The sequence below is a fragment of the Streptacidiphilus sp. BW17 genome (assembly GCF_041262485.1).
GTDB lineage: Bacteria > Actinomycetota > Actinomycetes > Streptomycetales > Streptomycetaceae > Streptacidiphilus.
On sequence record NZ_JBGCCR010000001.1, the window covers coordinates 342,185 to 364,967 of the forward strand.

Sequence of the window (22,783 nt, forward strand, 5' to 3'; positions counted from 1 at the left end):
GTAGGCGATGGATCCGAGAAACGGCCGTCAGAGCGCCGTAGGCCCCCTGGTCCGGTGTGGGGACATGTCGGACGGTGGTTGACGTCCGGCACGGGCCGTTCAGAGGGCGGCAAAGCCCCATCTCTGTCAGTCGTACGGGTAGACTGAAACCCAAACACTGCCGCTTGCGGTATGAAGCGGTACTGAGTCGAACGCCGTGGCCGCCTCCAGCCTGCCCGCAGGGCGAGGGAGCGGCCCGCGCTGTGCCAGAGAGGGCGTTTCGTGGCCGAGTCCGGCAACCCCAACCAGTCACCTGACGAGAACGACGAGCTCGAGAAGTCGTACGACGCCAGCGCCATCCAGGTGCTGGAGGGGCTCGAAGCCGTACGCAAGCGCCCCGGCATGTACATCGGTTCGACCGGCGAGCGTGGCCTGCACCACTTGGTGCAGGAGATCGTGGACAACTCCGTCGACGAGGCCATGGCCGGCCACGCCGACAGCATCGAGGTGACGATCCTTCCGGACGGCGCGGTCCGCGTCATCGACAACGGCCGTGGCATCCCCGTCGGTGTGGAGAAGACCACCGGCAAGCCCGCCGTCGAGGTGGTCCTCACCGTCCTGCACGCGGGCGGCAAGTTCGGCGGCGGCGGCTACGCCGTCTCCGGCGGTCTGCACGGCGTCGGCGTCTCCGTCGTCAACGCGCTGTCGAACCGCCTCGCGGTCGAGGTGCGGACCGACGGCTACCGCTGGACGCAGGAGTACAAGAGCGGCGTGCCGGTGGCCGAGCTGGCCCGTCACGAGGAGACCCCGGAGACGGGGACCACGGTCACCTTCTGGGCCGACCCGGAGATCTTCGAGACCACCGACTACTCCTTCGACACCCTCTCCCGCCGGTTCCAGGAGATGGCCTTCCTCAACAAGGGCCTGGCGATCTCCCTCACCGACGAGCGCCCGGACCACACCGACGACGAGGGCAAGCCCAACTCGGTGCGGTACCACTACGAGGGCGGCATCTCCGACTTCGTGACCTACCTCAACTCCCGCAAGGGCGAGGTGGTCCACCCCACCGTCATCGACTTCGAGGCGGAGGACAAGGAGAAGAAGATCTCCGTGGAGATCGCGATGCAGTGGAACACCTCGTACAACGAGGGCGTCTACTCCTTCGCGAACACCATCCACACCCACGAGGGCGGTACCCACGAGGAGGGCTTCCGGGCCGCGCTCACGGGTCTGGTCAACCGGTACGCGCGCGACAAGAAGCTGCTGCGCGAGAAGGACGACAACCTCACCGGTGAGGACATCCGCGAGGGTCTCACCGCGATCATCTCGGTCAAGCTCGGCGAGCCGCAGTTCGAGGGCCAGACCAAGACCAAGCTGGGCAACACCGAGGCCAAGACCTTCGTGCAGAAGGTCGTCCACGAGTACTTCAACGACTGGCTGGACCGGAACCCGAACGAGGGCGCGGACATCATCCGCAAGGCGATCACGGCGGCCACCGCCCGTGTCGCCGCCCGCAAGGTCCGTGACCTGACGCGCCGCAAGGGCCTGCTGGAGTCGGCCTCGCTGCCGGGCAAGCTGTCGGACTGCCAGTCCAAGGACCCGACCGAGTGCGAGATCTTCATCGTCGAGGGTGACTCCGCCGGCGGCTCGGCCAAGCAGGGCCGTGACCCGCGGGTGCAGGCGATCCTGCCGATCCGAGGCAAGATCCTCAACGTCGAGAAGGCGCGCATCGACAAGGTGTTGCAGAACACCGAGGTCCAGGCGCTGATCTCGGCCTTCGGCACCGGCGTCCACGACGACTTCGACCTGGCCAAGCTCCGCTATCACAAGATCATCCTGATGGCGGACGCCGACGTCGACGGCCAGCACATCTCCACGCTGCTGCTGACCCTGCTGTTCCGCTTCATGCGCCCGCTGATCGAGGGCGGCCACGTCTACCTGGCCCGCCCGCCGCTGTACAAGATCAAGTGGGGTCGGGACGACATCGAGTACGTCTACTCCGACCGTGAGCGCGACGCCTCCCTCGAGGCGGGGCGTCAGGGCGGGCGCAAGCTCCCCAAGGACGACGCGATCCAGCGCTTCAAGGGCCTCGGCGAGATGAACGCCGAGGAGCTGCGGGTCACCACCATGGACCTCGATCTGCGTCTGCTCTCCCAGGTCACCCTGGAGGACGCGGCCCGCGCCGACGACCTCTTCTCGATCCTCATGGGCGAGGACGTCGAGGCGCGCCGGTCCTTCATCCAGCGCAACGCCAAGGACGTCCGCTTCCTCGACGTGTAAGTCCTCCGGCAGCAGCGAAGCAGCAGCCCGGCAGACAGCCAGCAGCGAAAGGAAACTGACCACCCGTGGTCGACGACAACAGCCCTGAGGGCGCGCAGCCGGAGGACCTCCCGGCCGAGGAGAACGGCAGCGGTACCCGGGTCGAGCAGGTCGAGCTCGAGACGGAGATGCAGCGCTCGTACCTCGACTACGCGATGAGCGTCATCGTCTCGCGCGCCCTGCCCGAGGTCCGCGACGGCCTCAAGCCCGTCCACCGCCGCGTCCTGTACGCCATGTACGACGGGGGCTACCGCCCCGAGAAGGGCTACTACAAGTGCGCCCGCGTCGTCGGCGACGTGATGGGCAACTACCACCCGCACGGCGACACCTCGATCTACGACACCCTGGTGCGTCTCGCCCAGCCGTGGTCGATGCGGATGCCGCTGGTGGACGGCAACGGCAACTTCGGCTCCCCGGGCAACGACCCGGCCGCCGCCATGCGGTACACCGAGTGCCGGATGATGCCGCTGGCCATGGAGATGATGCGGGACATCGACGAGGAGACCGTCGACTTCTCGCCGAACTACGACGGCCGCTCCCAGGAGCCGCAGGTCCTGCCGGCGCGCTTCCCCAACCTGCTGGTCAACGGCGCCACGGGCATCGCGGTCGGCATGGCCACCAACATCCCGCCGCACAACCTGCGCGAGGTCGCCTCGGGTGCCCTGTGGTACCTGCGCAACCCGGAGGCCTCCAACGAGGAGTTGCTTGAGGCCCTGATCGAGCGGATCAAGGGCCCCGACTTCCCGACCGGGGCGCTGATCGTGGGCCGCCGCGGCATCGAGGACGCCTACCGGACCGGTCGCGGCTCGATCGCCATGCGCGCGGTCGTCGAGGTCGAGGAGATCCACGGCCGTCAGTGCCTGGTCGTCAGCGAGCTGCCGTTCCAGGTCAACCCGGACAACCTGGCGCTGAAGATCGCCGACCTGGTCAAGGACGCCCGGATCGGCGGCATCGCCGACGTCCGCGACGAGTCCTCGTCCCGTACCGGCACCCGCCTGGTGGTCGTGCTCAAGCGCGACGCGGTCGCCAAGGTCGTGCTGAACAACCTGTACAAGCACACCGACCTGCAGACCAACTTCGGCGCCAACATGCTGGCCCTGGTCGACGGCGTGCCGCGCACGCTCTCGCTGGACGCCTTCATCCGTCACTGGGTCAACCACCAGATCGACGTGATCGTGCGTCGGACCCGCTTCCGGCTGCGCAAGGCCGAGGAGCGCGCCCACATCCTGCGCGGCCTGCTCAAGGCGCTGGACGCGATCGACGAGGTCATCGCGACCATCCGGCGCAGCGACACGGTCGACGTCGCCCGCACCGCGCTGATGGCGCTGCTGACCATCGACGAGATCCAGGCCAACGCGATCCTGGAGATGCAGCTGCGCCGTCTGGCCGCTCTGGAGCGCCAGAAGATCACGGCCGAGTACGACGAGCTGATGGCCAAGATCCGCGAGTACAACGCGATCCTGGACTCGCCGGAGCGGCAGCGCGAGATCATCTCCGAGGAGCTGACCGCGATCGTCGACAAGTTCGGCGACGACCGGCGCTCGACGCTGATCGCCTACGACGGCGACATGTCCGTCGAGGACCTGATCGCCGAAGAGGACATCGTCGTCACCATCACCCGTGGCGGCTACGTCAAGCGGACCCGTTCCGACCTCTACCGCTCGCAGAAGCGCGGCGGCAAGGGCGTGCGCGGTGCGCAGCTGAAGCAGGACGACATCGTCGACCACTTCTTCGTGACGACCACGCACAACTGGATCCTCTTCTTCACCAACAAGGGCCGGGTCTACCGGGCCAAGGGCTACGAACTGCCGGACGCCGGGCGGGACGCCCGCGGCCAGCACGTGGCCAACCTGCTGGCGTTCCAGCCGGACGAGCAGATCGCCCAGGTCATGGCGGTGCGCACCTACGAGGCCGCGCCGTACCTGGTGCTGGCGACCCGCTCGGGCCTGGTCAAGAAGACCTCGCTGAAGGACTACGACTCGCCGCGTTCGGGCGGGCTGATCGCGATCAACCTGCGCCAGGACGAGGAGGGCACGGATGATGAGCTGATCGGCGCGGAGCTGGTCTCGGCCGACGACGACCTGCTGCTGATCTCGAAGAAGGCGCAGGCCATCCGCTTCACCGCCACCGACGAGTCGCTGCGCCCGATGGGCCGCGCCACCTCGGGTGTGAAGGGGATGAGTTTCCGCGAGGACGACGAACTTCTGTCGATGTCCGTCATCCGGCCGGGTACGTTCGTCTTCACGGCCACCGACGGTGGCTACGCCAAGCGCACCAAGGTGGACGAGTACCGCGTCCAGGGGCGTGGTGGCCTGGGCATCAAGGCGGCGAAGATCGTCGAGGACCGCGGCTCGCTGGTGGGCGCGCTGGTCGTCGAGGAGTCGGACGAGATCCTGGCGATCACCCTCGGCGGAGGAGTGATCCGTACGCGGGTCTCCGAGGTCCGTGAAACCGGGCGTGACACGATGGGCGTCCAACTCATCAACCTGGGGAAGAAGGACGCCGTCGTCGGCATCGCCCGCAATGCGGAGGGTGTGGACGAGGTGGACGACGCCGAGGTCGACGAGTCCGCGGACGCCGTGCTGACGGCCGCGTCGGAGGAATCGGTCGAATCGGCCGACACCGACGGCACGACCGGCGACGAGGCGGCTCCCGGGGCGGAGTGATCTTGCTTTCTGGCACGGGCTCCGGTGCGATCCGCCGGGGCCCGTGCCAGGATGCTGCCCAGATCAGTGCTTGCGATGTGAACAACTTGCACGAATTGCGGGAGGACCAGGGTGAGTGGACCCACGGGAGCGGCCGGTGCCGCAGGGCGCGCGCAGGACGCCGCCGGTACGGGCGGCGGCACGTCCGGCCGTGACGCGGGCTCGACGTCGGTGATGCCCCCGGTCGGACCGGACGGCTCGGCCCAGGCCCCCCGCCGCCGTCAGGGCGGCGCCAACGGCGAGCAGGCGCAACAGCGTGCCGCCGCGGAGGCCTCGGGCGGTGCCGGCGACGCCACGGCGGCCGGCGGCTACTCGACGCCGACGACGTACTCCAAGGGGCAGCCCACCCCGCCGCGCGGCACCCCGGTGCCGGGCCGCCCGGGCAAGGCGCCGCGCCCCGGCGGCGGCGGTGGTACCGACGGCGACGCCGCGCGCCGTCCGGCTCCGGCCGCTCCGCCGTCCGGCCGTACCCGCCGTGCCCGCCTCCGGGTGGTCCGCACGGACCCGTGGACGGTCATGAAGGTCAGCTTCCTGCTGTCGGTGGCGCTCGGCGTGGTGACCATCGTCGGCGTCTCGCTGCTGTGGATGGTCCTCGACGCGGCCGGCGTCTTCAGCTCGGTCGGAGGCACGCTCCAGCAGGCCACCACCGGAGCCGACGCCAGCAGCGGCTTCAACCTGCAGTCGTACCTCTCGTTCGGCAACGTCTTCGTGTTCACGCTGCTGGTCGCGGTGATCGACGTGGTGCTGCTGACGGCCCTGTGCACGCTGGGTTCGTTCATCTACAACACGGCGGCGGGCATGACCGGCGGCGTGGAGCTGACCCTCGCCGAGGAGGACTGACCGGGCCCGCCCGGTGACCTCGGGGTTGTGCTCTCCGGAGCTGATTTGGGCAGACCGCTGCACGTGCGCTAATCTTCTAACGCAACGCAGCGCGGGCCTATAGCTCAGACGGTTAGAGCGCTTCCCTGATAAGGAAGAGGCCACAGGTTCAAGTCCTGTTAGGCCCACCAGCGTAAATGCCCCGGATGGATCTCCATCCGGGGCATTGCATTTGGGCCGTGCGCCCGTTTCTTGCCCCAGTAGGGCCGTCGGCCCCGGATCGGGTGCCCTCCGGGCGAGCGCGCCCCTGCGCCTCCTGCGCCGACAAGCCTCCTGTGGCCCTCCTTCTGACGGTGCCTTCGGGAACGCTTCGTGTACGCGGTACCGGGGCGAGCGGGTGGTGTGCCGCGGCTGGACGGGTGACTCGTGGTCGTGTCGTCCACCGGTTCCGCGGGTGGAGTGCGTCGCTGGGATAGCGGCGCTTCGGTGCCCGAGTCCCTGTTGTCGAAGGTCTGGAGTGCCTGTGCTGCCGTCTGCTTCTCTGCCGCTCAAGGCCCTGAAACTGCTCGTGCTCATCCTGTGCTCGCTCGCCATGCTCACCGCGTTCGTGCCGTCGGCTCACGCCGAATCCGTGCGGGCGGTTGCCGCGCACGAGAGCAGGAGCGGAGTGGACTGGGACAGGATCGCGCGATGTGAGAGCGGCGGCGACTGGGCGACCGACAGCGGCAACGGCTATTACGGCGGACTGCAGTTCAACCAGGCGACCTGGCGGGCCAACGGCGGCCTCGCGTACGCGCCCCGTGCTGACCTTGCCGACAGGAACCAGCAGATCAACATCGCCAACCACCTCGCGGGACGGCGCGGCCTGGAGCCGTGGCCCGTCTGCGGCACCCTCGGCGCGCACGCGGGTCGACCGCATCACACCGCGCACGGAGTCCAGGGCGCCGATCACGGCGGAGCGTGGACGGGTGCAGCCTGGACGGTAAGGCCCGGCGAGACGCTGGCCGGCATCGCGGCGACGACCCACGTCGTCGGCGGCTGGCCCGCGCTCTTCGACCTCAACCGGCACACGGTCGGCGGCAACCCCGATCGGATCAGGCCCGGAGAGGTCCTGCGGCTGCATCGGTGATCGCGGCCCACCGGGCTCGCTCGTCAGGACGTGGTTCGGCTTGTTCGGGTGTTCCGCTACGGCCGTGCCGCAGCAGGGAGATGACCCGCAGTCGGCCGACGTGGCCATAGTCGTGCCTGGCGTTGTACGGCGGGGTGTAGCATCGCGGCAAGGACGTCATCGAGGAAGTCGAGGTCTCGCGGTGAAGAAGCTTCTGCTGGTTGTTCTGGCCGCTCTGGGCGGGTACTTCGTCTACCGCCAGGTGCAGGCGGACCGCGCCGAGCAGGACCTGTGGACCGAGGCCACCGACCCGATCCCGGCCGGCTCCCGCTGAGCGGAGCATCCAGCCCGGTCGGCCCGTGCGGTCGGCCCGTTGGAGAGTGATCGTGGTGGTCCGTGCTGCCGTGCCGAGCGGGTACGCTTGTGCGCGGCAGTTCGCGGGGCCTTAGCTCAGTTGGTAGAGCGCCGTCTTTGCATGGCGGATGTCAGGGGTTCGACTCCCCTAGGCTCCACAGACGACGAAATGGCTCCCGCCCGTGGCGACACGGGCGGGAGCCATTGTCGTTGGGTCGTCGGTGCGTCGTGTGCGCGTTCCCGACGCCAAGATCGCGAACTGTCACGCGCGTGACATTTGGCGATCTTGGTGGGCGCGGTCTCAGGACTCCGGGCGCGGCTTCTTGGCGCTGCCCTTCGCCGCGCCCGCCTCGTCGCCCTGCTCGCTCTGCTCGGCCTCCTTGGCGGCGACCTCCGGGTCCAGGGCTGCGGAGCCGTTGACCGCCGCGCTGGCGCTGGAGCCGCCGGGCTGCGGGCCGGTCTCCCGGAGCGGGATCGGGGTGGTGGGCGGTTCCACCAGCCAGTCCGGGTTGCTCTGCTTCTGGTACCACTTCCAGGCCGCCAGGCCGCCACCGGCCATGGCGCCCAGGGCCAGGAGGGTGATTCCGCGGCGGAGCCAGCGTCCCCGGCGCGCGGTCGCGCGGGCGTGGGCGGCGGTCAGCGCCTCGATCTCCGCGAGAGACACCTCGCCCCGGACCACCGGCAGCACCGCCGCCGAGCGGTCGTGGACCTCGTGGACGGCCGTCTGGGCGGCCGGCAGGACCTGGTCCAGGGCGACGGCCCGGGCCTGTCGTGCGGCGGCTCGAGCCCGCCCTGCGGCCTTGCCGACGGCGCCGCCGGCGTCCACGACGGACGGGGGAACGTTGGCCCGTGCCTGCGCCCACAGGGGGACCACCTGTCCCTGCACGGTGCCCTGGGCCGCCAGGCGGGCGTGCTCGACCGCTGAGCCGACGACCGGAGCCAGCTTCTGCCGGGCCTCGTCGGCGTACTGCGCTGCGGTGTCCTTGGCGCTCACGGCGTATGGCGTGAGCTGCTCACGGGTGCGACTGGCTGCCTCGCGAGCTGCGTCGATCCGGCTCACCGGGAACCTCCTCCTGGGGCGTCCTGTTCCTCGCGTTGATCGCGTTCATCAGGTTCATCGCGTTCATCAGGTTTGTCTCATCTATCCGCGTATCCACCCAATCAAAGAGCATGCCGCCTGAATCGTGCCCAGGCGCGCTGAACGGGCAGAAAAGCCGTGAAATCCGTTCTGGGCCTCTCCTTGGCATCCTGCTCCTTTGGGATGCGATGTACAGCCCGTGCGAGGATTCCTTCCGTCAGAAGTCAGAAGCACGGAAGGCGCATCGTGGCCGAGGAACTGTTCGCCACCCTCCACACCAACCACGGGGACATCGTGGTCAAGCTCTTCCCGTTCCACGCCCCGAAGACGGTGGCGAACTTCGTCGAGCTGGCCGAGGGCAGCCGTGAGTGGACCCACCCGGGCACCGGCGCCAAGACCACGGACAAGCTCTACGACGGGACGATCTTCCACCGGGTGATCTCCGGGTTCATGATCCAGGGCGGTGACCCGCTGGGCATCGGCGTGGGCGGCCCCGGCTACGAGTTCGGTGACGAGATCCACCCCGAGCTGAGCTTCGACCGTGCCTACCTGCTGGCCATGGCCAACGCCGGTCCGGGCACCAACGGCTCCCAGTTCTTCGTCACGGTGGCCCCGACCACCTGGCTGAACCGCAAGCACACCATCTTCGGCGAGGTCGCGGACGAGGCCTCCAAGAAGGTCGTGGACGCCGTCGCGGCCCTGCCGACCGGCCGCAACGACCGCCCGGCCGAGGACGTCGTCATCGAGTCGGTGGAGATCACCCGCCGCTGAAGCCCGCCCTCCGGTGACGCCGGCCCTGCCGACGTCCGCCCGGGTCCGGCTTCCGGATTAACGGGATTCACAGGATCGGCTCTCATGGCCCAGTCCCCCGGTGAGGGAGACTGGGCCATGTCGCGTTCGTTGCCCCAGCAAACGGCCCCGTGAGTGGCCCATTCCCAGCGAGGACCAGAGTCGTGAGCGCTTATCCCGGAGGAGAGTCGACGGTCATGCTGCCGGACTGCTATCGGCATCCCGGGCGCGAGACCGGTGTGCACTGCACGCGCTGCGAGAAGCCGGTCTGCCCCGAGTGCCGGGTGGACGCGGCGGTCGGCTTCCACTGCCTCGACTGCGCGCAGCAGTCCCGCGCCTCGGTGCGGACCACCGCGCCGCGCACCCAGTACGGCGGCCGGGTCGCCCGGGACGGCGCGCTGGTCACCAAGCTGCTCATCGCGGTCAACGTGGTGGTCTGGCTGCTCGCCTTCACCGGCGGCAACGACTTCGTCTACCGGTGGATCATGCAGGGCGACGCCGTGGCCAGCAGCGGCGAGTGGTACCGGATGATCACCTCGATCTTCCTGCACCAGCAGATCCTCCACATCGCCCTGAACATGTGGTCGCTGTGGGTGCTCGGGCCGTATGTGGAGCAGGCGCTGGGACGGCTGCGGTACCTCACGCTCTACCTGCTGGCAGGGATCGGCGGCTCGGCGCTGGTGATGCTGCTGGTGCCGGCCGAGCCGGTGCTGGGGGCGTCCGGGGCGATCTTCGGCCTGTTCGGGGCGGTGATCGTGATCCACCGGCACCGGGGCTACCAGCTCGGGCCGATCATGGCTGTGCTGCTGGTCAACCTGGTCGCGACGTTCACGCTGAGCGGCATCGCCTGGCAGGCGCACATCGGCGGCCTGGCCGTCGGCGGGCTCATCGCCGCGGGCTACGCCTACGCCCCGGCGGCGCGCCGGAACGCGGTGCAGGCCGCCGTGGTGGTGGCCGCGGCACTGCTGGTGGTCGGCGTTAGCCTGTACGCGGTCGCACAGATCACCAGCTGACGCAGGGCACCAGCTAAAGCGGGGCGTCGGCCGAGGCAGGTCACCGACCGGAGCGGCCCCGTTGCACCGGGTTTTCCACAGGCAAAGCGAAGAGGCCCGCACAGGTGTGCGGGCCTCTTTCGTGTGACCTTCGCTACGCGTGTCCACCTGCGGACCGTCCCGCAACCGCCGAGTGGGGGAGCGGTGTGCCGGATCAAGTTATCCACAGATAGTCAGGGTTTTTCCCCAGTGTGGACAGCCCTGTGGATAATGCCGCGGAGACTGCTGCTCCGGTGCTACTTCCACTGGGTCGAGACGGCGAAGCCGCCGGCGATGAAGCCGAAGCCGACGACGATGTTCCAGTTGCCCAGCGCACTGATCGGATACGCGGCACTGGTCACGTAGTAGAGGACGATCCACACCAGCCCGACCAGGAACAACGCCAGCATCAGCGGTGCGATGAAGCCGCGACCGGACTTCAGCTTCACCGCTGTCGCGGTCTGGGTCGGCGGGGTGTAGTCCGACTTCTTGCGGATGCGTGACTTCGGCACGAGAAGGGCTCCCGGAGACTGTGGGCCAACAGCAGGTGCGGCAGCTTCGAGCAGGTACCCGGCCGGATCGGGCTGGACCGGGCACCGCACACTACGCCAGCGTCCGTTAGCGTAGTGGCTCCAGGAGTCAGAAGGAGATAAGGGTACGTGTCTGATTCCCGAGAAGTTCCGCCACCACCGCAAAATCCTTCCGAAGAGGGAACCGAGGCGGTAGCCGCCCCGAAGCCCCGGCGGAAGCGATATGTCGGGCGTGCCCTGAGCTGTCTGGTCTTCGGCCTTGCCGGCTTCCTCTGCTACGCCGGGGCCCTCGCCTCGCACGGCACCGACCTCCGCAACGACAACACCCTCCTGCGTCTGTCCGACCTGATAGAGCAGCGCAGCCAGCAGAACGCGCAGGCGGACGTCTCGCTCACGGCGCTGCGCGCCCAGATCGACCAGCTCGCCCAGCAGCACGCCCAGAACCCCGCCGACGCCGCGAAGCTGGCCGCGTTGGAGAAGGAGGCGGGCCTCGACCCGCTCACTGGCGCAGGCCTCACCGTCACGCTCAACGACGCCCCGACGGACGCCACCGCGCGGATCCCCGGAGTGCCGCAGCCGCAGCCCGACGACCTCGTCATCCACCAGCAGGACCTGCAGGCCGTGGTCAACGCGCTGTGGCGCGGCGGCGCGACCGGGATCCAGGTCCAGGACCAGCGGCTGATCTCCACCAGCGCGGTGCGCTGCGTCGGCAACCAGCTGATCCTGCAGGGCCGGGTCTACTCCCCGCCGTACGTGATCAAGGCGGTGGGATCGCCGCAGGCGCTGCTCACCGCGCTCAACGGCGACACCTACATCCAGACGTACCTGCAGTACGTGGCCGCGTACGGGCTGGGCTGGAAAGTCGATCAGTCGAAGGCGATGACTCTTCCCGCCTACTCGGGCACAGTGGACCTCCAAAACGCCACGGCGGGGAAGTAGGTCCGTCCGACAGGGCCCCGTGCCCGCTGCGGCCGAAGGGGAGGGCCTGGACGTGGGACGCGTCATCGGCCGGACGCTGGTCGAGCTGTGCATCACCGTGGGCGCGCTGATCGTGCTGCTCACCTGCTATCTGCTGTTCTGGACCGACATCTCCGCGAACAACGCCATGGCCGGTGAGCTCAGCCGGCTGCAGCAGCAGTGGAGCTCGGCGCAGGCCGCGTCGTCGGGGCAGGGGGCGGTCGGGCCGACGGACCAGCCGACGGTGGCGACGTCCGGGACGACGCCGAGCCCCGCGCCCTCGCCGTCACTGCTGGCCTATCCGCCGGGCCAGGCCTTCGCGGTGCTCTACATCCCGCGGTTGGGCCCGGACTGGAAGAAGCCGATCATCGAGGGCGTCGCCGAGACCGACCTGCAGAAGGGCATCGGCCACTACACCGGCACCGCGGAGCCGGGCCAACCGGGCAACTTCGCGCTCGCCGGGCACCGGCGGACGTGGGGCAACCCGTTCAACGACTTCCCGCTGCTGCGGCCGGGGGACAAGATCTTCATCGACGACGGCCACTACTGGTACGTCTACGTCCTGGACCGGGAGCCGTTCCGGACCCTGCCGACCGACATCCACGTGCTGGACCCGGTCCCGCCGGAGTCCGGATACACCACGCCGGGCTCCTACCTGACGCTCACCACCTGCGACCCCGCGTGGGGACACAGCCACCGGCTGATCGAGTGGGGGCACCTGGTCTCCACCACGCCGGTCTCGCAGGGCCCGCCGCCCGGGGTGAACGCGTGAACGGGGGTCTCTGCGTGAACGGGGTCAACGCGTGAACGGATCGCTCGCACAAGTGTCAGAGTGCACTGCGTATGAGCGGGGCCGCTCTACCACCTCGGCTGTGAATCGTCCGAAGCTTGGAGCGATCCGGCCGGGAGCGGGAAGGCCGCCGGATAATCTGGTGCGGACAGAGCGAACAGTGACGGACAGGCAGAGCGGACGGGAGTGAGGTCGGTCGATGTACGGCTTTCTGTGGCGCAAGCTGCCCGGCGGCACACCCCTGCGCGCACTGCAGTGCCTGCTGATCTTCCTCGCGGTCGTCTTCGTGCTGTTCCAGTTCGCCTTCCCGAAGCTGGAGCCGCTGCTCCCCTTCGGTGACGTGACGGTCAACGGCACCGGATCCGGGACGGGCACGAGCAGTACCGCCCCGCCCTCCCCCGGCCCGTCCGCGTCCACACTCAACGGCGCGCCCCGCATCCCGGTCGTGGGCCCGGCCCTGAACCAGCACCAGACGTACGGAGTCGCAGCCTGATGACCGCCGCCCGGATCTCCCCGCTCGACCGTCCCGCCCGGATCCTGGTCGTCGACAACTACGACAGCTTCGTCTTCAACCTGGTCCAGTACCTGTACCAGCTCGGCGCGGAGTGCGAGGTGCTGCGCAACGACGAGGTCGACGTCGCCTCGGTGACCCGCGAGGCGTACGACGGGGTGCTGCTCTCCCCCGGTCCCGGCACGCCGGAGGAGGCCGGGGTCTGCGTCGAGATGGTGCATCACTGCGCCGGGATCGGCCTGCCGGTGTTCGGTGTCTGCCTCGGTCTGCAGTCGATCGCGGTCGCCTACGGCGCGGTGGTCGACCGGGCGCCGGAGCTGCTGCACGGCAAGACCTCGCCGGTCAGCCACGAGGACGGCGGCGTCTTCGCCGGGCTCGCCTCGCCGCTGACGGCGACCCGCTACCACTCCCTGGCCGTCGAGCGGGACACCGTCCCGGCGGAGCTGCACGTCACCGCGTGGACCGACAGCGGCGTCATCATGGGCCTGAAGCACCGTGAACTCCCGGTCGAGGGCGTCCAGTTCCACCCGGAGTCGGTCCTGACCGAGGGCGGCCACCGGATGCTCGCCAACTGGCTGGCCGCCTGCGGCGACGCGGAGGCGGTGGCCCGATCGACCGGGCTGGCCCCGGTGATCGGCCGGGCGGCGGTCGCGTGACCGCGCTGCGCCCGGAGTTCGGGGCGCAGAACGAGTACGGCGACGAGCCCGGTGAGGGCCCCGCCGTACCCGCGTACGACCCGGCGGACGTGGAGAGCTGGGCGCTCGACGAGTCGACCATGCAGCTGCGCGTCCCGCCGGGAACGACGACTGCCGCCGCCACCGGGGCGCCGACCGGGTCGCGCTCCGGGGGGCGAGCGGCCCGGCGGCGGGCGGCGAAGCGACGCAAGGAAGGACCGGGCATCATCGCGGTCCGCGTCTTCGGTGAGATGATGATCACGTTCGGCGCGGTGATGATCCTCTTCGTGGTCTACCAGCTGTGGTGGACCAACGTCCGGGCGGACGACTACGCCCACGCGCAGGCCTCGACGCTGCAGCAGCAGTGGGGCGGCACCTCCGGGTCGGCCACGCATCCGGCGTATCCGTCGTCGTTCCCGTTCGGGACCAGGTTCGCGATCATCTACATCCCCAAGCTGGACGTGGAGACGCCGGTCGCGGAGGGCACTGACAAGGAGTCCATCCTCGACAACGGCATGGTCGGCCACTACACCGGCGCCCAGGAGACGGCGTTCCCGTGGGACGCCACCGGCAACTTCGCCCTGGCCGGTCACCGCAACACGCACGGCGAGCCGTTCCGCTACATCCCCAAGCTGGTCCCGGGCGACAAGATCGTGGTCGAGACGGCGTACGACTGGTACACCTACGAGGTCACCAGCCAACTGCCGCAGACCTCGCCGGACAACGTCAGCGTCATCGCCCCGGTCCCGCCGCAGAGCGGCTTCACCGGGCCCGGCCGCTACATCACGCTGACGACCTGCACACCGGAGTTCACCTCCACCTACCGGATGGCGGTCTGGGGACGGATGATCCAGGACCTGCCGAAGAGCGAAGGCATCAAGCCCGCCGCGCTGAACGGCGGTTGAGCGACCAGGCTCAGGCGGGGCAGAGCCGCCACACCGTGGTGTGCTTGATCTGCGCGTCCTCCAGCTCGCGTTGGACCGGGACCGGGTAGTCGGCGAGGGCCTCGAACTCGGTGCGGGGGAGATAGGCGCGGCCCGGGTCGCCGACGAGCGCGGTCGTGCCGAGGGCGCGGGCACGCTGGAGGAAGGCCAACACCCGGGTGGCCATGGCGCGTTCGTAGAAGGCGTCGCCCACGAGGACGAGGTCCACCTCGCCCAGCGCTGCCGGATCGGTGTCGAGGACGTCGCCGAGGGTCGCGCCGACGGACACGTCGTTGGCTGCCGCGTTGAGGGCCAGGGCCGCAAGGGCCAGGGGGTCGATCTCGCTGACCGCCACGCTCGCCGCGCCCGCGCGGAGGGCGGCGATGGCGACGAGGCCGGAGCCGGAGGCGAGGTCGAGCACCCGGCGGCCCGCGACGGTGTCGGGGTGGTCCAGGACGTGGCGGGCCAGCGCCAGACCGCCGGCCCAGGCCTGGGCCCAGAAGGGCGGTGGGGGATTGCTGGTCCCGCCGGCGGACTCGGTCTCCGACCACAGGTCGAAGACCTGGTCGGCGAGGTGCAGGCGCACCTCGGGGACGAAGGGGTTGGCGGACAGCCGGGTGTGGGTCCGGATCAGCTCCGCCGCAGTGGTCGTCGTGCTCACGTTCATGTTCCCGCTCACGGCGCCAAGTCTGGTGACCCGTAAAGACGGTGACAAGGCGGCAGCAAGGCGGCAGTAAGGCGGGACAAGTCGGGGACGGGCGGGGCACAAAAGGAGCGCCCAGGGACCCGAGGTCCCTGGGCGCTCCTTCGGCGCTGCTACGTACGGCCTCAGCCGCCCGGCCACCCGCCGAAGGGGTTGCCGGTGTTCCCGTTGCCGTTTCCGTTGTTACCAGGTCCCCCCGTGGGGTTTCCGGTGTCGGTAGGGTTTGGCGACGGCGACCCCGAGGGGCTCTGCGACTGCGGCGCGGTCCAGTACTGCACCTGGGTGCCCGGAGCCACCGAGGTGCCCGCCGCGACGGACTGGCGCGAGACCGTGCCCGGCGCGTACTGCGTCGCCTGCGGGTCGTCGCCCTGCGGGGCCGGGACCAGGCCCAGCTTGGTGAGCGCCGTCTGCGCGTCGGCCGGGGAGAGCCCGAGCAGGCTCGGGACCTGCGCCTGGGGCTGACCGGAGGAGACCACCAGGTTGATGGTGGCGCCCTTCGGCTGAGCTCCGGTCGGCGAGTAGGAGACGACGTCGCCGCTCGGAACCGTCGCGCTCGCCGCAGTGGACTGCTGGCCGACCTGGAACCCGGCGTTCTGCAGCGTGCTGGTCGCCTGCTGAACGGTCATGTTCGCGATGTTCGGGACACCGTCGGTGATCGGGCCGCTGCTCAGCTGGACCGTGATGGTCCCGCCGGACTGGACGTTCTGGCCGGCCGCCGGGTTCTGCTTGCAGATCTTGCCCGTTTGGGCGGTGCCCGAGTCGCAGGCGATGGCCGGGCCCTTGACCAGCTTGATGTTGTTGCCGAGGTTGGTGATCTGGCCCTGGGCGGTCGTGTAGTCCTCGCCGACCAGCGAGGGCACGCCGGTGGTGGTGTTGTTGGCGTTGCTGCCGAACATCGACTTCGCCACGAAGAACGAGCCGAGTAGCACCAGCACCGCCGCGACGACCAGCATGATCACCGAGGTGTTGCGGCTCCTGCCGCCGCCGTTCCCGGCCCGCCTGCGGTCCGAACGGCTGCTGTACCCGTCGTCGTCGTACCCGCCGGCGCCCGGCTCGTAGCCGTCGCCACCCGCGTCGTAACCGCCGCCCACGCCGGGCAGGATGCTGGTCGCACCCGCCTGGCCGGAGCCGCCCGGCTGGGCCGGCATGGCCATGGTCCGGCCGTCCGCGCCGCCCTGGCCGTAGCCGCCCATACCGAGCGCCATCGTGGGCGCCGAGGCAGCCGCCACCGGCAGGCCGTCGAGGGCGCGCTCGATGTCCGCACGCATCTCGTCGGCCGACTGGTAGCGGACGTCGCGGTCCTTGGCGAGCGCCTTCATCACGATGGCGTCGTACTCGGGCCGGAGCTCCGGGTCGAAGACCGAGGGCGGCTGAGCCTCCTCACGCACGTGCTGGTACGCCACCGCGACCGGCGAGTCGCCGATGAACGGCGGGCGCAGCGCCAGCAGCTCGTAGAGCAGACACCCGGTCGAGTACAGGTCCGTCCGCGCGTCCACCTGCTCGCCCTTGGCCTGCTCCGGGGAGAGGTACTGGGCGGTTCCGATCACCGCTGCGGTCTGGGTCATGGTCATCCCGGCGTCGCCCATGGCGCGGGCGATGCCGAAGTCCATCACCTTGACCTGGCCCTGGCGCGTCAGCATGACGTTCGCGGGCTTGATGTCGCGGTGGACGATGCCGTTGCGGTGCGAGTACTCCAGCGCCTGGAGGATGCCGATGCACATCTCCATGGCGCGCTCCGGCAGCAGCCGGCGGCCGCTGTGGAGCAGCTCGCGCAGCGTGGAACCGTCGACGTACTCCATCACGATGTACGGGATGGAGATGCCGTCGATGTAGTCCTCGCCCGTGTCGTAGACCGCCACGATCGAAGGGTGGTTCAACGAGGCAGCAGACTGCGCCTCGCGGCGGAAACGGGCCTGGAACGACGGGTCGCGGGCCATGTCGGTCCGCAGCGTCTTCACAGCGACGGCGCGTCCGAGCCGGATGTCGTGGCCGATGTAGACCTCGGCCATGCCGCCGCGTCCGAGAACGCCGCCCAGCTCGTACCGGCCGCCGAGGCGACGCGGTTCTTCCATGGTTCGAGCCCTCTCCCTCTCCAGTCTGCCCAGCCCGGCTTCGTATCGGTCGCAGGCGGACAGACCGCTGCTGGCGGATACGCTACCGGGCCCGGAAGTCAAAGCGGGCCCACCGAGCGACCTGATACAAGACTGGAATACGTCTGCGCTGGACGAATGTGGCAAACGTGTTGTCGGTCACCCGTTTCGTCCCAACCGGTCGGAGGATACCCACCCGGGGTGTGCTACTGGACGTATGCCTGCATCATCGCCTTGGCGATCGGCGCGGCGAGCATCATGCCGGAGATGTCGCCGCGCTGCGTGTCGCTGTTCTCGACGACGACCGCGACGGCGATCTCCTTGCCGTTCGTTCCCTTGGCCCAGGAGACGAACCAGGCGTAGGGGTTGTCCGAGTTGTTCATGCCGTGCTGGGCGGTACCGGTCTTGCCGCCGACCTGGACGCCCGGGATCTGCGCGGTGGTTCCGGTGCCGTTCTGGACCACGTTGACCATCATGGTCTGGATCTGCTGGGCCACGTCCGGCGTCGTCGCCTGCGACAGCTGCTTCGGCTGCCACTGCGAGACCACCGAGTTGTTGGCGGCGCGCTCCTCGGAGACCAGGAACGGCTGCATCAGCGAGCCGTTGTTGGCGATCGCCGCGGAGATCTCGGCCATCTGCAGCGGCGTGGCCCGGGTGTCGTACTGGCCGATGGACGACTGTGCGGTCTGGGCCAGGTTCATGTTGCTGTCGAAGTTGCTCGCGGTCACACCGACCGGGATGGTCAGGTTGGAGTTGTTGAAGCCGAACTTGTTCGCTTCCTGGAGCATCCGCGAGGGGCCGATCTCCGCGCCCAGCTTGCCGAAGACGGTGTTGCAGGACAGGGCCAGCGCCGTGTTGAGCGAGGCGTTGGTGCAGCCCGTGTCCCCGGCCTCGTTGGGCAGCGGGGTGTTGGTGCCCGGCAGCATGTAGGGGTTCGGCGAGTCGGTGGCCGCGTTGATGTCGGTGATCTGGCCGGTCTCCAGCGCCGCCGCGGCGGTGACCAGCTTGAAGGTCGAGCCCGGCGGGTAGGTCTGGCGCAGCGCCCGGTTCAGCATCGGCTGGTTCGGGTCGGCGTTCAGGTTCGTCCAGTTCTTGGAGAAGTCGCTGGTGACCCCGGCGATGCTGGTCGGGTCGTAGGACGGGACGCTGACCAGGCCGAGGATCGCGCCGGTGGTCGGGTCGAGGGCGACCGCGGCGCCCGTCTTGCCCTGGAGGCCGTTCCAGGCCGCCTGCTGCACCTTGGGGTCGATCGTGGTGACCACGTCGCCGCCCTGCTTCTGCTTGCCGGTCAGCATGTCCAGCGTGTTGCCGAAGAAGAGGCGCGAGTCCGTGCCGGAAAGGATCGGGTTCTCGACGTTCTCCAGCAGGTTGCTGCCGTACGCCTGTGAGTCGAAGCCGGTGACCGGCGCGTACATCGGGCCGTTCACGTAGGCCCGGCGGTACTTGTAGTAGTTGCCGTTGACCAGCAGGTTCTTGGTGACCGGCTGGCCGCCGACGATGATGTCGCCGCGCGGGTAGCTGTACTCCTCGATGATCGTCCGCTTGTTGTGGGCGTTGGCGTTCAGCGCGCTCGCGTCCAGCCCCTGGACCCAGTTGGCCCGGATCATCAGTGCCAGCACCAGGAGCAGGCAGAACACGGAGACCCTGCGGATCGGCTTGTTCACGGTGCGCTCACTCCGGTCGTCGACAATTACGGCACGATACAACGACGGCTAAGCGGCCTTTTCCGGTTCCGTTTGCCGACCCGGTGTGACGGGTACCGCGTCGGGTGCCGGACGGCGGGCGACGTCGCTGACCTTCAGCAGGATCGCCACCAGCGCCCAGTTGGTGATCACGGAGGATCCGCCCTGGGCGACGAAGGGCAGCGTCATGCCGGTCAGGGGGATGGTACCGGTGACGCCTCCGGCGACGATGAAGACCTGGAGCGCGAAGGCCGCCGAGAGGCCGACGGCCAGCAGCTTGCCGAAGGGGTCGCGGGCGGCCAGGGCGGTGCGCAGCCCGCGTTCGGCGATCAGCGCGTAGAGCACCAGCACCGCCATCACCCCGGCCAGGCCGATCTCCTCGCCGATGGTGCCGAGGATGAAGTCGCTCTTGGCGGCGAAGCCGATCAGCCAGGAGTGGCCCTCCCCCAGGCCGGTGCCGATGGTGCCGCCCGCGCCGAGCGCGAACAGCGCCTGGCCGATCTGGCCGACTCCGTTGCCGCCCTGGGTCAGCAGCGGGTGCAGCCACTCCTGGATCCGGGCCTGGACGTGACCTTCGGCACGCGCCACCGTCCAGAAGCCCAGCCCGGCCATCAGCAGCCCGAAGAGGATCCAGCTGGTCCGCTCGGTGGCGACGTAGAGCATCACCACGAACATGCCGAAGAAGAGCACCGAGGTGCCGAGGTCGGTCTCGAAGACCAGGATCAGCACGCTCAGCGCCCAGACCACCACGATCGGCCCGAGATCGCGTCCGCGTGGCAGGTAGAGGCCCAGCAGCCGGCGGCTGGCCAGCGCCAGGGCGTCCCGCTTGACCATCAGGAAGCCGGAGAAGAAGACCGGCAGCAGGATCTTGACGAACTCCCCCGGCTGGATCGAGAAGCTGCCGAAGTGGATCCAGATCTTCGCGCCGAAGTCGGCGGCCCGCGTCGGGAAGAAGGCCGGCAGCGCCAGCAGCACCAGCGCGGCGAAGCCGGACAGGTAGGTGTAGCGCTGCAGCATCCGATGGTCCTTCAGCAGCCCTATCACCGCGATGAAGAGCGCGATGCCGAGCCCGGACCAGAGCAGCTGCAGCTGCGCGGCGGGGAAGTTGGGGTGCAGCTGCACGGACTTGTCGAGCCGCCAGATGAAGACCAGGCCGAGGCCGTTGAGCAGGGCCGCCAGCGGCAGCAGCAGCGGGTCGGCGTGCGGGGCGAAACGCCGCACCGAGAGGTGGGCCAGCAGGACGAAGAAGCCCAGGCCCAGCGTGTAGCCGAGCATGCCGGCGGGCAGTCGGCCGTCCATGGCGATCCCGGTCTCCGCGTAGGCGAGGACCGGGACGAGCACGGCGAAGGCGAGCAGGGAGAGCTCGGTGTTGCGACGGTTGGGCGCCCCTTGCGGGGCGAACGTGGCGGTCAAGCTCCCCGTGCCGCTCACCGTCAGGGCCTCCCGGGAGCGTTCCGGGTCGGCCCGACCGGGCGGCGCGCGCCCGGAAGGCTCAGCTCAGCGAGCGGCCTCAGGAGGTCACGCACTGCTGCGCCAGGGTCTGGTCGGCCGCGCTCAGCGACGGCGAGGGGCTCGCCGACGGGGTCGCGCTGGGCGAGGTGCTCGGGTGCGGCGTGGCCTTGGGGGTGCTGTCCGCCTTCGCCCCTGACTTCGCCGTCTGCGTGGGGCTGGGCGACGTGACGGGCTTGGTCTTCTGCTGGGCCACGATCTGGCAGACCTGCGCCTGGTGGGCCAGCTGGCTCACCCGGTCCTGAGCGTCCGTCAGACTGCTCGCCGAGATGGAGTCCTTGAGGTTGGTCTGCTCGTACGGCGGCAGGTACTTGAGCGCCACCTGCGGCTGGTCGGCGTAGACCGAGGACAGCTTGAGCCCGGCCAGGTTCTGCGAGACGCCCTTGTAGATCGCCACGTGGTCGCCGTTGGCGCCGACGTAGTACTGGGTCTGCGTCCACTGGTAGCCGAAGTACGCGCCGCCGCCGAGCAGTACCACCAGGGCGGCTGCCAGCGCGGTCGGCAGCACCCAGCCGCGTCGCTTGCGCTCCTTGGCGCGGCGGCGGCCGCGACGGGTCTCCGGCTCGTAGTCGTCGTCGAAGCCGCCCTCGAACTCGTCGTACTCCTGGTAGCCGTGTTCGCCGTCGGCGCCGTCAGCGGCTGCGCCGTCGCCCTGCTCGGGCTGCTCGCCCTGCTCGGGCTTGCGGCCCAGTGAGGCGGCGCGCGAGGCGGGGGTGTTGGCGACGGTGGGGTGGGCCACGGTGGGCGGGCCGTCGGCGACCGCGCCGACCACCATCGGCGCGTGGTCGAAGTGGGTCGCGGCCGGGTCCGCGTCGTCGACCTCGAGCACGTCGGCGACGACGCAGGTGATGTTGTCGGGCCCGCCGCCGCGCAGCGCGAGCTGGATCAGCTCGGCGATGGTGTCCTCGGGCGAGTAGTAGCTCCCGAGGGTCTCCTCGATGGTCTGGTGGCTGACCACGCCGGAGAGGCCGTCGGAGCAGAGCAGGTAGCGGTCGCCGGCCCGGACGTCGCGGATCGACAGGTCGGACTCGACCTCACCGGTGCCCATCAGCGCGCGCATGATCAGCGAACGCTGCGGGTGGGTGGAGGCCTCCTCCTCGGTGATCCGGCCCTCGTCGACCAGGCGCTGCACCCAGGTGTGGTCGGTGGTGATCTGCGTCAGCGAACCGTCGCGCAGCAGGTAGGCGCGGGAGTCGCCGATGTGGATCATGGCGGCGCTCTGACCGGTCCACAGCAGGGCGGTCAGCGTGGTGCCCATGCCTTCGAGGCTCGCGTCTGCCTCGACGAGGACGCGCAGTCGCTCGTTGGCGCGCTCGGCGGCGTCGCGCAGGGCCGTCATCGGGTCGGTACCGGGGACGTCCTCGTCCAGGTCGACGATGCTGGAGAGCACCTCGGACGAGGCCACCTCGCCGGCGGCCTGGCCGCCCATGCCGTCCGCGACCGCGAGCAGGCGGGGACCGGCGTAGCCGGAGTCCTCGTTGCCCTCGCGGATCATGCCCTTGTGCGAACCGGCGGCGAATCGCAGCACGAGGCTCATGCCCTGTCCGCCCCCTTCCCTCGGTCCCCTGCGCGATGCCCCGGTGCAGCGTGCGTTGCTGCATCGTACGGCCCACCGGGCCGGAGCGGCGGAACCGGGGCGGGCCCGTTCCCCCCGGGCGGACGGGGCGGCGTCGTCGCGTCGGTCACTGCGTCGGTCACTTCCGGAGCTCGATCACGGTGCGGCCGATGCGGACGGCCGACCCGGGCTGGAGCGGCATCGGGCTGGTCAGCCGCATCTGGTCGAGGAAGGTCCCGTTGGTCGAGCCCAGGTCTTCGACGAACCAGGAACCGGTCGCCTGGTCCGGGTAGATCCGCGCGTGGCGGGAGGACGCGTAGTCGTCGTCCAGCACGATCGTGGAGTCGTGGGCCCGGCCCAGCGAGATGGTCTGCCCCTGCAGCGCGACGGTGGTGCCGGACAACGAGCCCTGGGTGATCACCAGGTGGGTCGGCATGCCACGGCGCTGCCGGCCCCCGCTCTGCTGCTGCGACTGCTGGCGCTGCGGCGGCGCAGGCGTCGCAGCCTGTTGGCGGCCCGTGCTCGGACCGCCGCCGCGGCGGGCCGTGGCGGCGCGCTGCGTGACCTTGGTCCCGAACAGGTCCGAGCGGATCACCTGGACCGCGACGATGACGAACAGCCACAGGACGGCCAGGAAACCGAGCCGCATGACCGTGAGGGTCAGCTCTGACATGTGT

General features: G+C 69.6%; 20 protein-coding genes and 2 tRNA genes. 14 read left to right on the forward strand and 8 right to left on the reverse strand.

The genetic code is table 11. The features are described 5' to 3' along the window. The first annotated feature begins 261 nt into the window (after window positions 1-261). The 7 genes from gyrB (at window position 262) to ABH940_RS01540 (ending at window position 7,442) form a co-directional block, all read left to right on the forward strand. Window positions 262-2,259: a DNA topoisomerase (ATP-hydrolyzing) subunit B gene (gene gyrB / locus ABH940_RS01510; RefSeq protein ID WP_370071086.1), complete on the forward strand. Its 1,998-nt coding sequence runs from the start codon at window positions 262-264 to the stop codon at window positions 2,257-2,259. A 65-nt stretch (window positions 2,260-2,324) separates the two neighbouring features. Next, window positions 2,325-4,964 carry a DNA gyrase subunit A gene (gyrA, locus tag ABH940_RS01515; protein ID WP_370071088.1) on the forward strand — a complete coding sequence of 880 codons (2,640 nt, stop codon included), beginning with the start codon at window positions 2,325-2,327 and terminating at the stop codon, window positions 4,962-4,964. Window positions 4,965-5,075: 111 nt separating this feature from the next. Continuing rightward, window positions 5,076-5,843, forward strand: coding sequence for a DUF3566 domain-containing protein (locus ABH940_RS01520; RefSeq protein WP_370071090.1), 768 nt, complete (start codon window positions 5,076-5,078; stop codon window positions 5,841-5,843). 93 nt (window positions 5,844-5,936) lie between these two features. Then, window positions 5,937-6,013, forward strand: a tRNA-Ile gene (locus tag ABH940_RS01525). Window positions 6,014-6,345: 332 nt separating this feature from the next. Then, window positions 6,346-6,951: a transglycosylase family protein gene (locus ABH940_RS01530; protein ID WP_370071092.1), complete on the forward strand. Its 606-nt coding sequence runs from the start codon at window positions 6,346-6,348 to the stop codon at window positions 6,949-6,951. A 181-nt stretch (window positions 6,952-7,132) separates the two neighbouring features. Continuing rightward, window positions 7,133-7,264 (forward strand): DLW-39 family protein, encoded by a 132-nt coding sequence (locus ABH940_RS01535; RefSeq protein ID WP_328806283.1) that lies wholly within the window; start codon window positions 7,133-7,135, stop codon window positions 7,262-7,264. A gap of 105 nt (window positions 7,265-7,369) precedes the next feature. Beyond that, window positions 7,370-7,442, forward strand: a tRNA-Ala gene (locus ABH940_RS01540). Between the two features lie 143 nt (window positions 7,443-7,585). Here ABH940_RS01540 and ABH940_RS01545 read toward each other — a convergent pair. Beyond that, window positions 7,586-8,344, reverse strand: coding sequence for a DUF5324 family protein (locus ABH940_RS01545; protein WP_370103988.1), 759 nt, complete (start codon window positions 8,342-8,344; stop codon window positions 7,586-7,588). A gap of 264 nt (window positions 8,345-8,608) precedes the next feature. Here ABH940_RS01545 and ABH940_RS01550 point away from each other — a divergent pair, with 264 nt between their 5' ends. Then, window positions 8,609-9,133 (forward strand): peptidylprolyl isomerase, encoded by a 525-nt coding sequence (locus ABH940_RS01550; RefSeq protein ID WP_370071096.1) that lies wholly within the window; start codon window positions 8,609-8,611, stop codon window positions 9,131-9,133. 182 nt (window positions 9,134-9,315) lie between these two features. Beyond that, window positions 9,316-10,164: a rhomboid family intramembrane serine protease gene (locus ABH940_RS01555; protein ID WP_370071098.1), complete on the forward strand. Its 849-nt coding sequence runs from the start codon at window positions 9,316-9,318 to the stop codon at window positions 10,162-10,164. Between the two features lie 275 nt (window positions 10,165-10,439). On the opposite strand, the gene crgA is transcribed toward ABH940_RS01555, so the two are convergent. Further along, window positions 10,440-10,694 carry a cell division protein CrgA gene (gene crgA / locus ABH940_RS01560; protein ID WP_370071100.1) on the reverse strand — a complete coding sequence of 85 codons (255 nt, stop codon included), beginning with the start codon at window positions 10,692-10,694 and terminating at the stop codon, window positions 10,440-10,442. Between the two features lie 255 nt (window positions 10,695-10,949). On the opposite strand from crgA, the gene ABH940_RS01565 reads away from it, so the two are divergent. The 5 genes from ABH940_RS01565 (at window position 10,950) to ABH940_RS01585 (ending at window position 14,549) form a co-directional block, all read left to right on the forward strand. Beyond that, window positions 10,950-11,651 carry a DUF881 domain-containing protein gene (locus ABH940_RS01565; RefSeq protein ID WP_370104041.1) on the forward strand — a complete coding sequence of 234 codons (702 nt, stop codon included), beginning with the start codon at window positions 10,950-10,952 and terminating at the stop codon, window positions 11,649-11,651. Window positions 11,652-11,703: 52 nt separating this feature from the next. Next, window positions 11,704-12,441, forward strand: coding sequence for a class E sortase (locus tag ABH940_RS01570; RefSeq protein ID WP_370071102.1), 738 nt, complete (start codon window positions 11,704-11,706; stop codon window positions 12,439-12,441). A 217-nt stretch (window positions 12,442-12,658) separates the two neighbouring features. Next, window positions 12,659-12,952 carry a hypothetical protein gene (locus tag ABH940_RS01575; protein ID WP_370071258.1) on the forward strand — a complete coding sequence of 98 codons (294 nt, stop codon included), beginning with the start codon at window positions 12,659-12,661 and terminating at the stop codon, window positions 12,950-12,952. Then, complete coding sequence (locus tag ABH940_RS01580) at window positions 12,952-13,626, forward strand: aminodeoxychorismate/anthranilate synthase component II (RefSeq protein ID WP_370071104.1); 675 nt, start codon at window positions 12,952-12,954, stop codon at window positions 13,624-13,626. The genes ABH940_RS01575 and ABH940_RS01580 overlap by 1 nt, the downstream gene beginning before the upstream one ends. Beyond that, window positions 13,623-14,549, forward strand: a complete 927-nt coding sequence (locus ABH940_RS01585; protein WP_370071106.1) for a class E sortase — start codon at window positions 13,623-13,625, stop codon at window positions 14,547-14,549. Before ABH940_RS01580 ends, ABH940_RS01585 begins: the two co-directional genes overlap by 4 nt. Window positions 14,550-14,559: 10 nt before the next feature. Here ABH940_RS01585 and ABH940_RS01590 read toward each other — a convergent pair whose 3' ends face one another. The 6 genes from ABH940_RS01590 to ABH940_RS01615 all read right to left on the reverse strand — a co-directional run bounded on the left by ABH940_RS01590 (window position 14,560) and on the right by ABH940_RS01615 (window position 22,779). Then, window positions 14,560-15,246 carry a methyltransferase gene (locus tag ABH940_RS01590; RefSeq protein WP_370071108.1) on the reverse strand — a complete coding sequence of 229 codons (687 nt, stop codon included), beginning with the start codon at window positions 15,244-15,246 and terminating at the stop codon, window positions 14,560-14,562. Window positions 15,247-15,395: 149 nt separating this feature from the next. Further along, on the reverse strand, window positions 15,396-17,342 hold the full coding sequence (gene pknB, locus ABH940_RS01595; RefSeq protein ID WP_370071110.1) for a Stk1 family PASTA domain-containing Ser/Thr kinase: 1,947 nt from the start codon (window positions 17,340-17,342) through the stop codon (window positions 15,396-15,398). 224 nt (window positions 17,343-17,566) lie between these two features. Then, window positions 17,567-19,024 carry a peptidoglycan D,D-transpeptidase FtsI family protein gene (locus ABH940_RS01600; protein ID WP_370071112.1) on the reverse strand — a complete coding sequence of 486 codons (1,458 nt, stop codon included), beginning with the start codon at window positions 19,022-19,024 and terminating at the stop codon, window positions 17,567-17,569. A 48-nt stretch (window positions 19,025-19,072) separates the two neighbouring features. Beyond that, window positions 19,073-20,473 (reverse strand): FtsW/RodA/SpoVE family cell cycle protein, encoded by a 1,401-nt coding sequence (locus ABH940_RS01605; protein ID WP_370071114.1) that lies wholly within the window; start codon window positions 20,471-20,473, stop codon window positions 19,073-19,075. 79 nt (window positions 20,474-20,552) lie between these two features. After that, a complete protein-coding gene (locus ABH940_RS01610) occupies window positions 20,553-22,088 on the reverse strand; it encodes a PP2C family serine/threonine-protein phosphatase (RefSeq protein WP_370071116.1) in 1,536 nt (511 codons plus the stop codon). Window positions 22,089-22,245: 157 nt separating this feature from the next. Continuing rightward, window positions 22,246-22,779, reverse strand: coding sequence for an FHA domain-containing protein (locus tag ABH940_RS01615; protein WP_370071118.1), 534 nt, complete (start codon window positions 22,777-22,779; stop codon window positions 22,246-22,248). Window positions 22,780-22,783: the final 4 nt, after the last annotated feature.

What these genes read in the sequence shown, in the direction of transcription:
- ABH940_RS01575 (WP_370071258.1), top strand. Translation starts at nt 12,659, where the DNA reads ATGTACGGCTTTCTGTGGCGCAAGCTGCCCGGCGGCACACCCCTGCGC.
- ABH940_RS01580 (WP_370071104.1), top strand. Translation starts at nt 12,952, where the DNA reads ATGACCGCCGCCCGGATCTCCCCGCTCGACCGTCCCGCCCGGATCCTG.
- pknB (WP_370071110.1), bottom strand. Translation starts at nt 17,342, where the DNA reads ATGGAAGAACCGCGTCGCCTCGGCGGCCGGTACGAGCTGGGCGGCGTT.
- ABH940_RS01610 (WP_370071116.1), bottom strand. Translation starts at nt 22,088, where the DNA reads ATGAGCCTCGTGCTGCGATTCGCCGCCGGTTCGCACAAGGGCATGATC.
- ABH940_RS01615 (WP_370071118.1), bottom strand. Translation starts at nt 22,779, where the DNA reads ATGTCAGAGCTGACCCTCACGGTCATGCGGCTCGGTTTCCTGGCCGTC.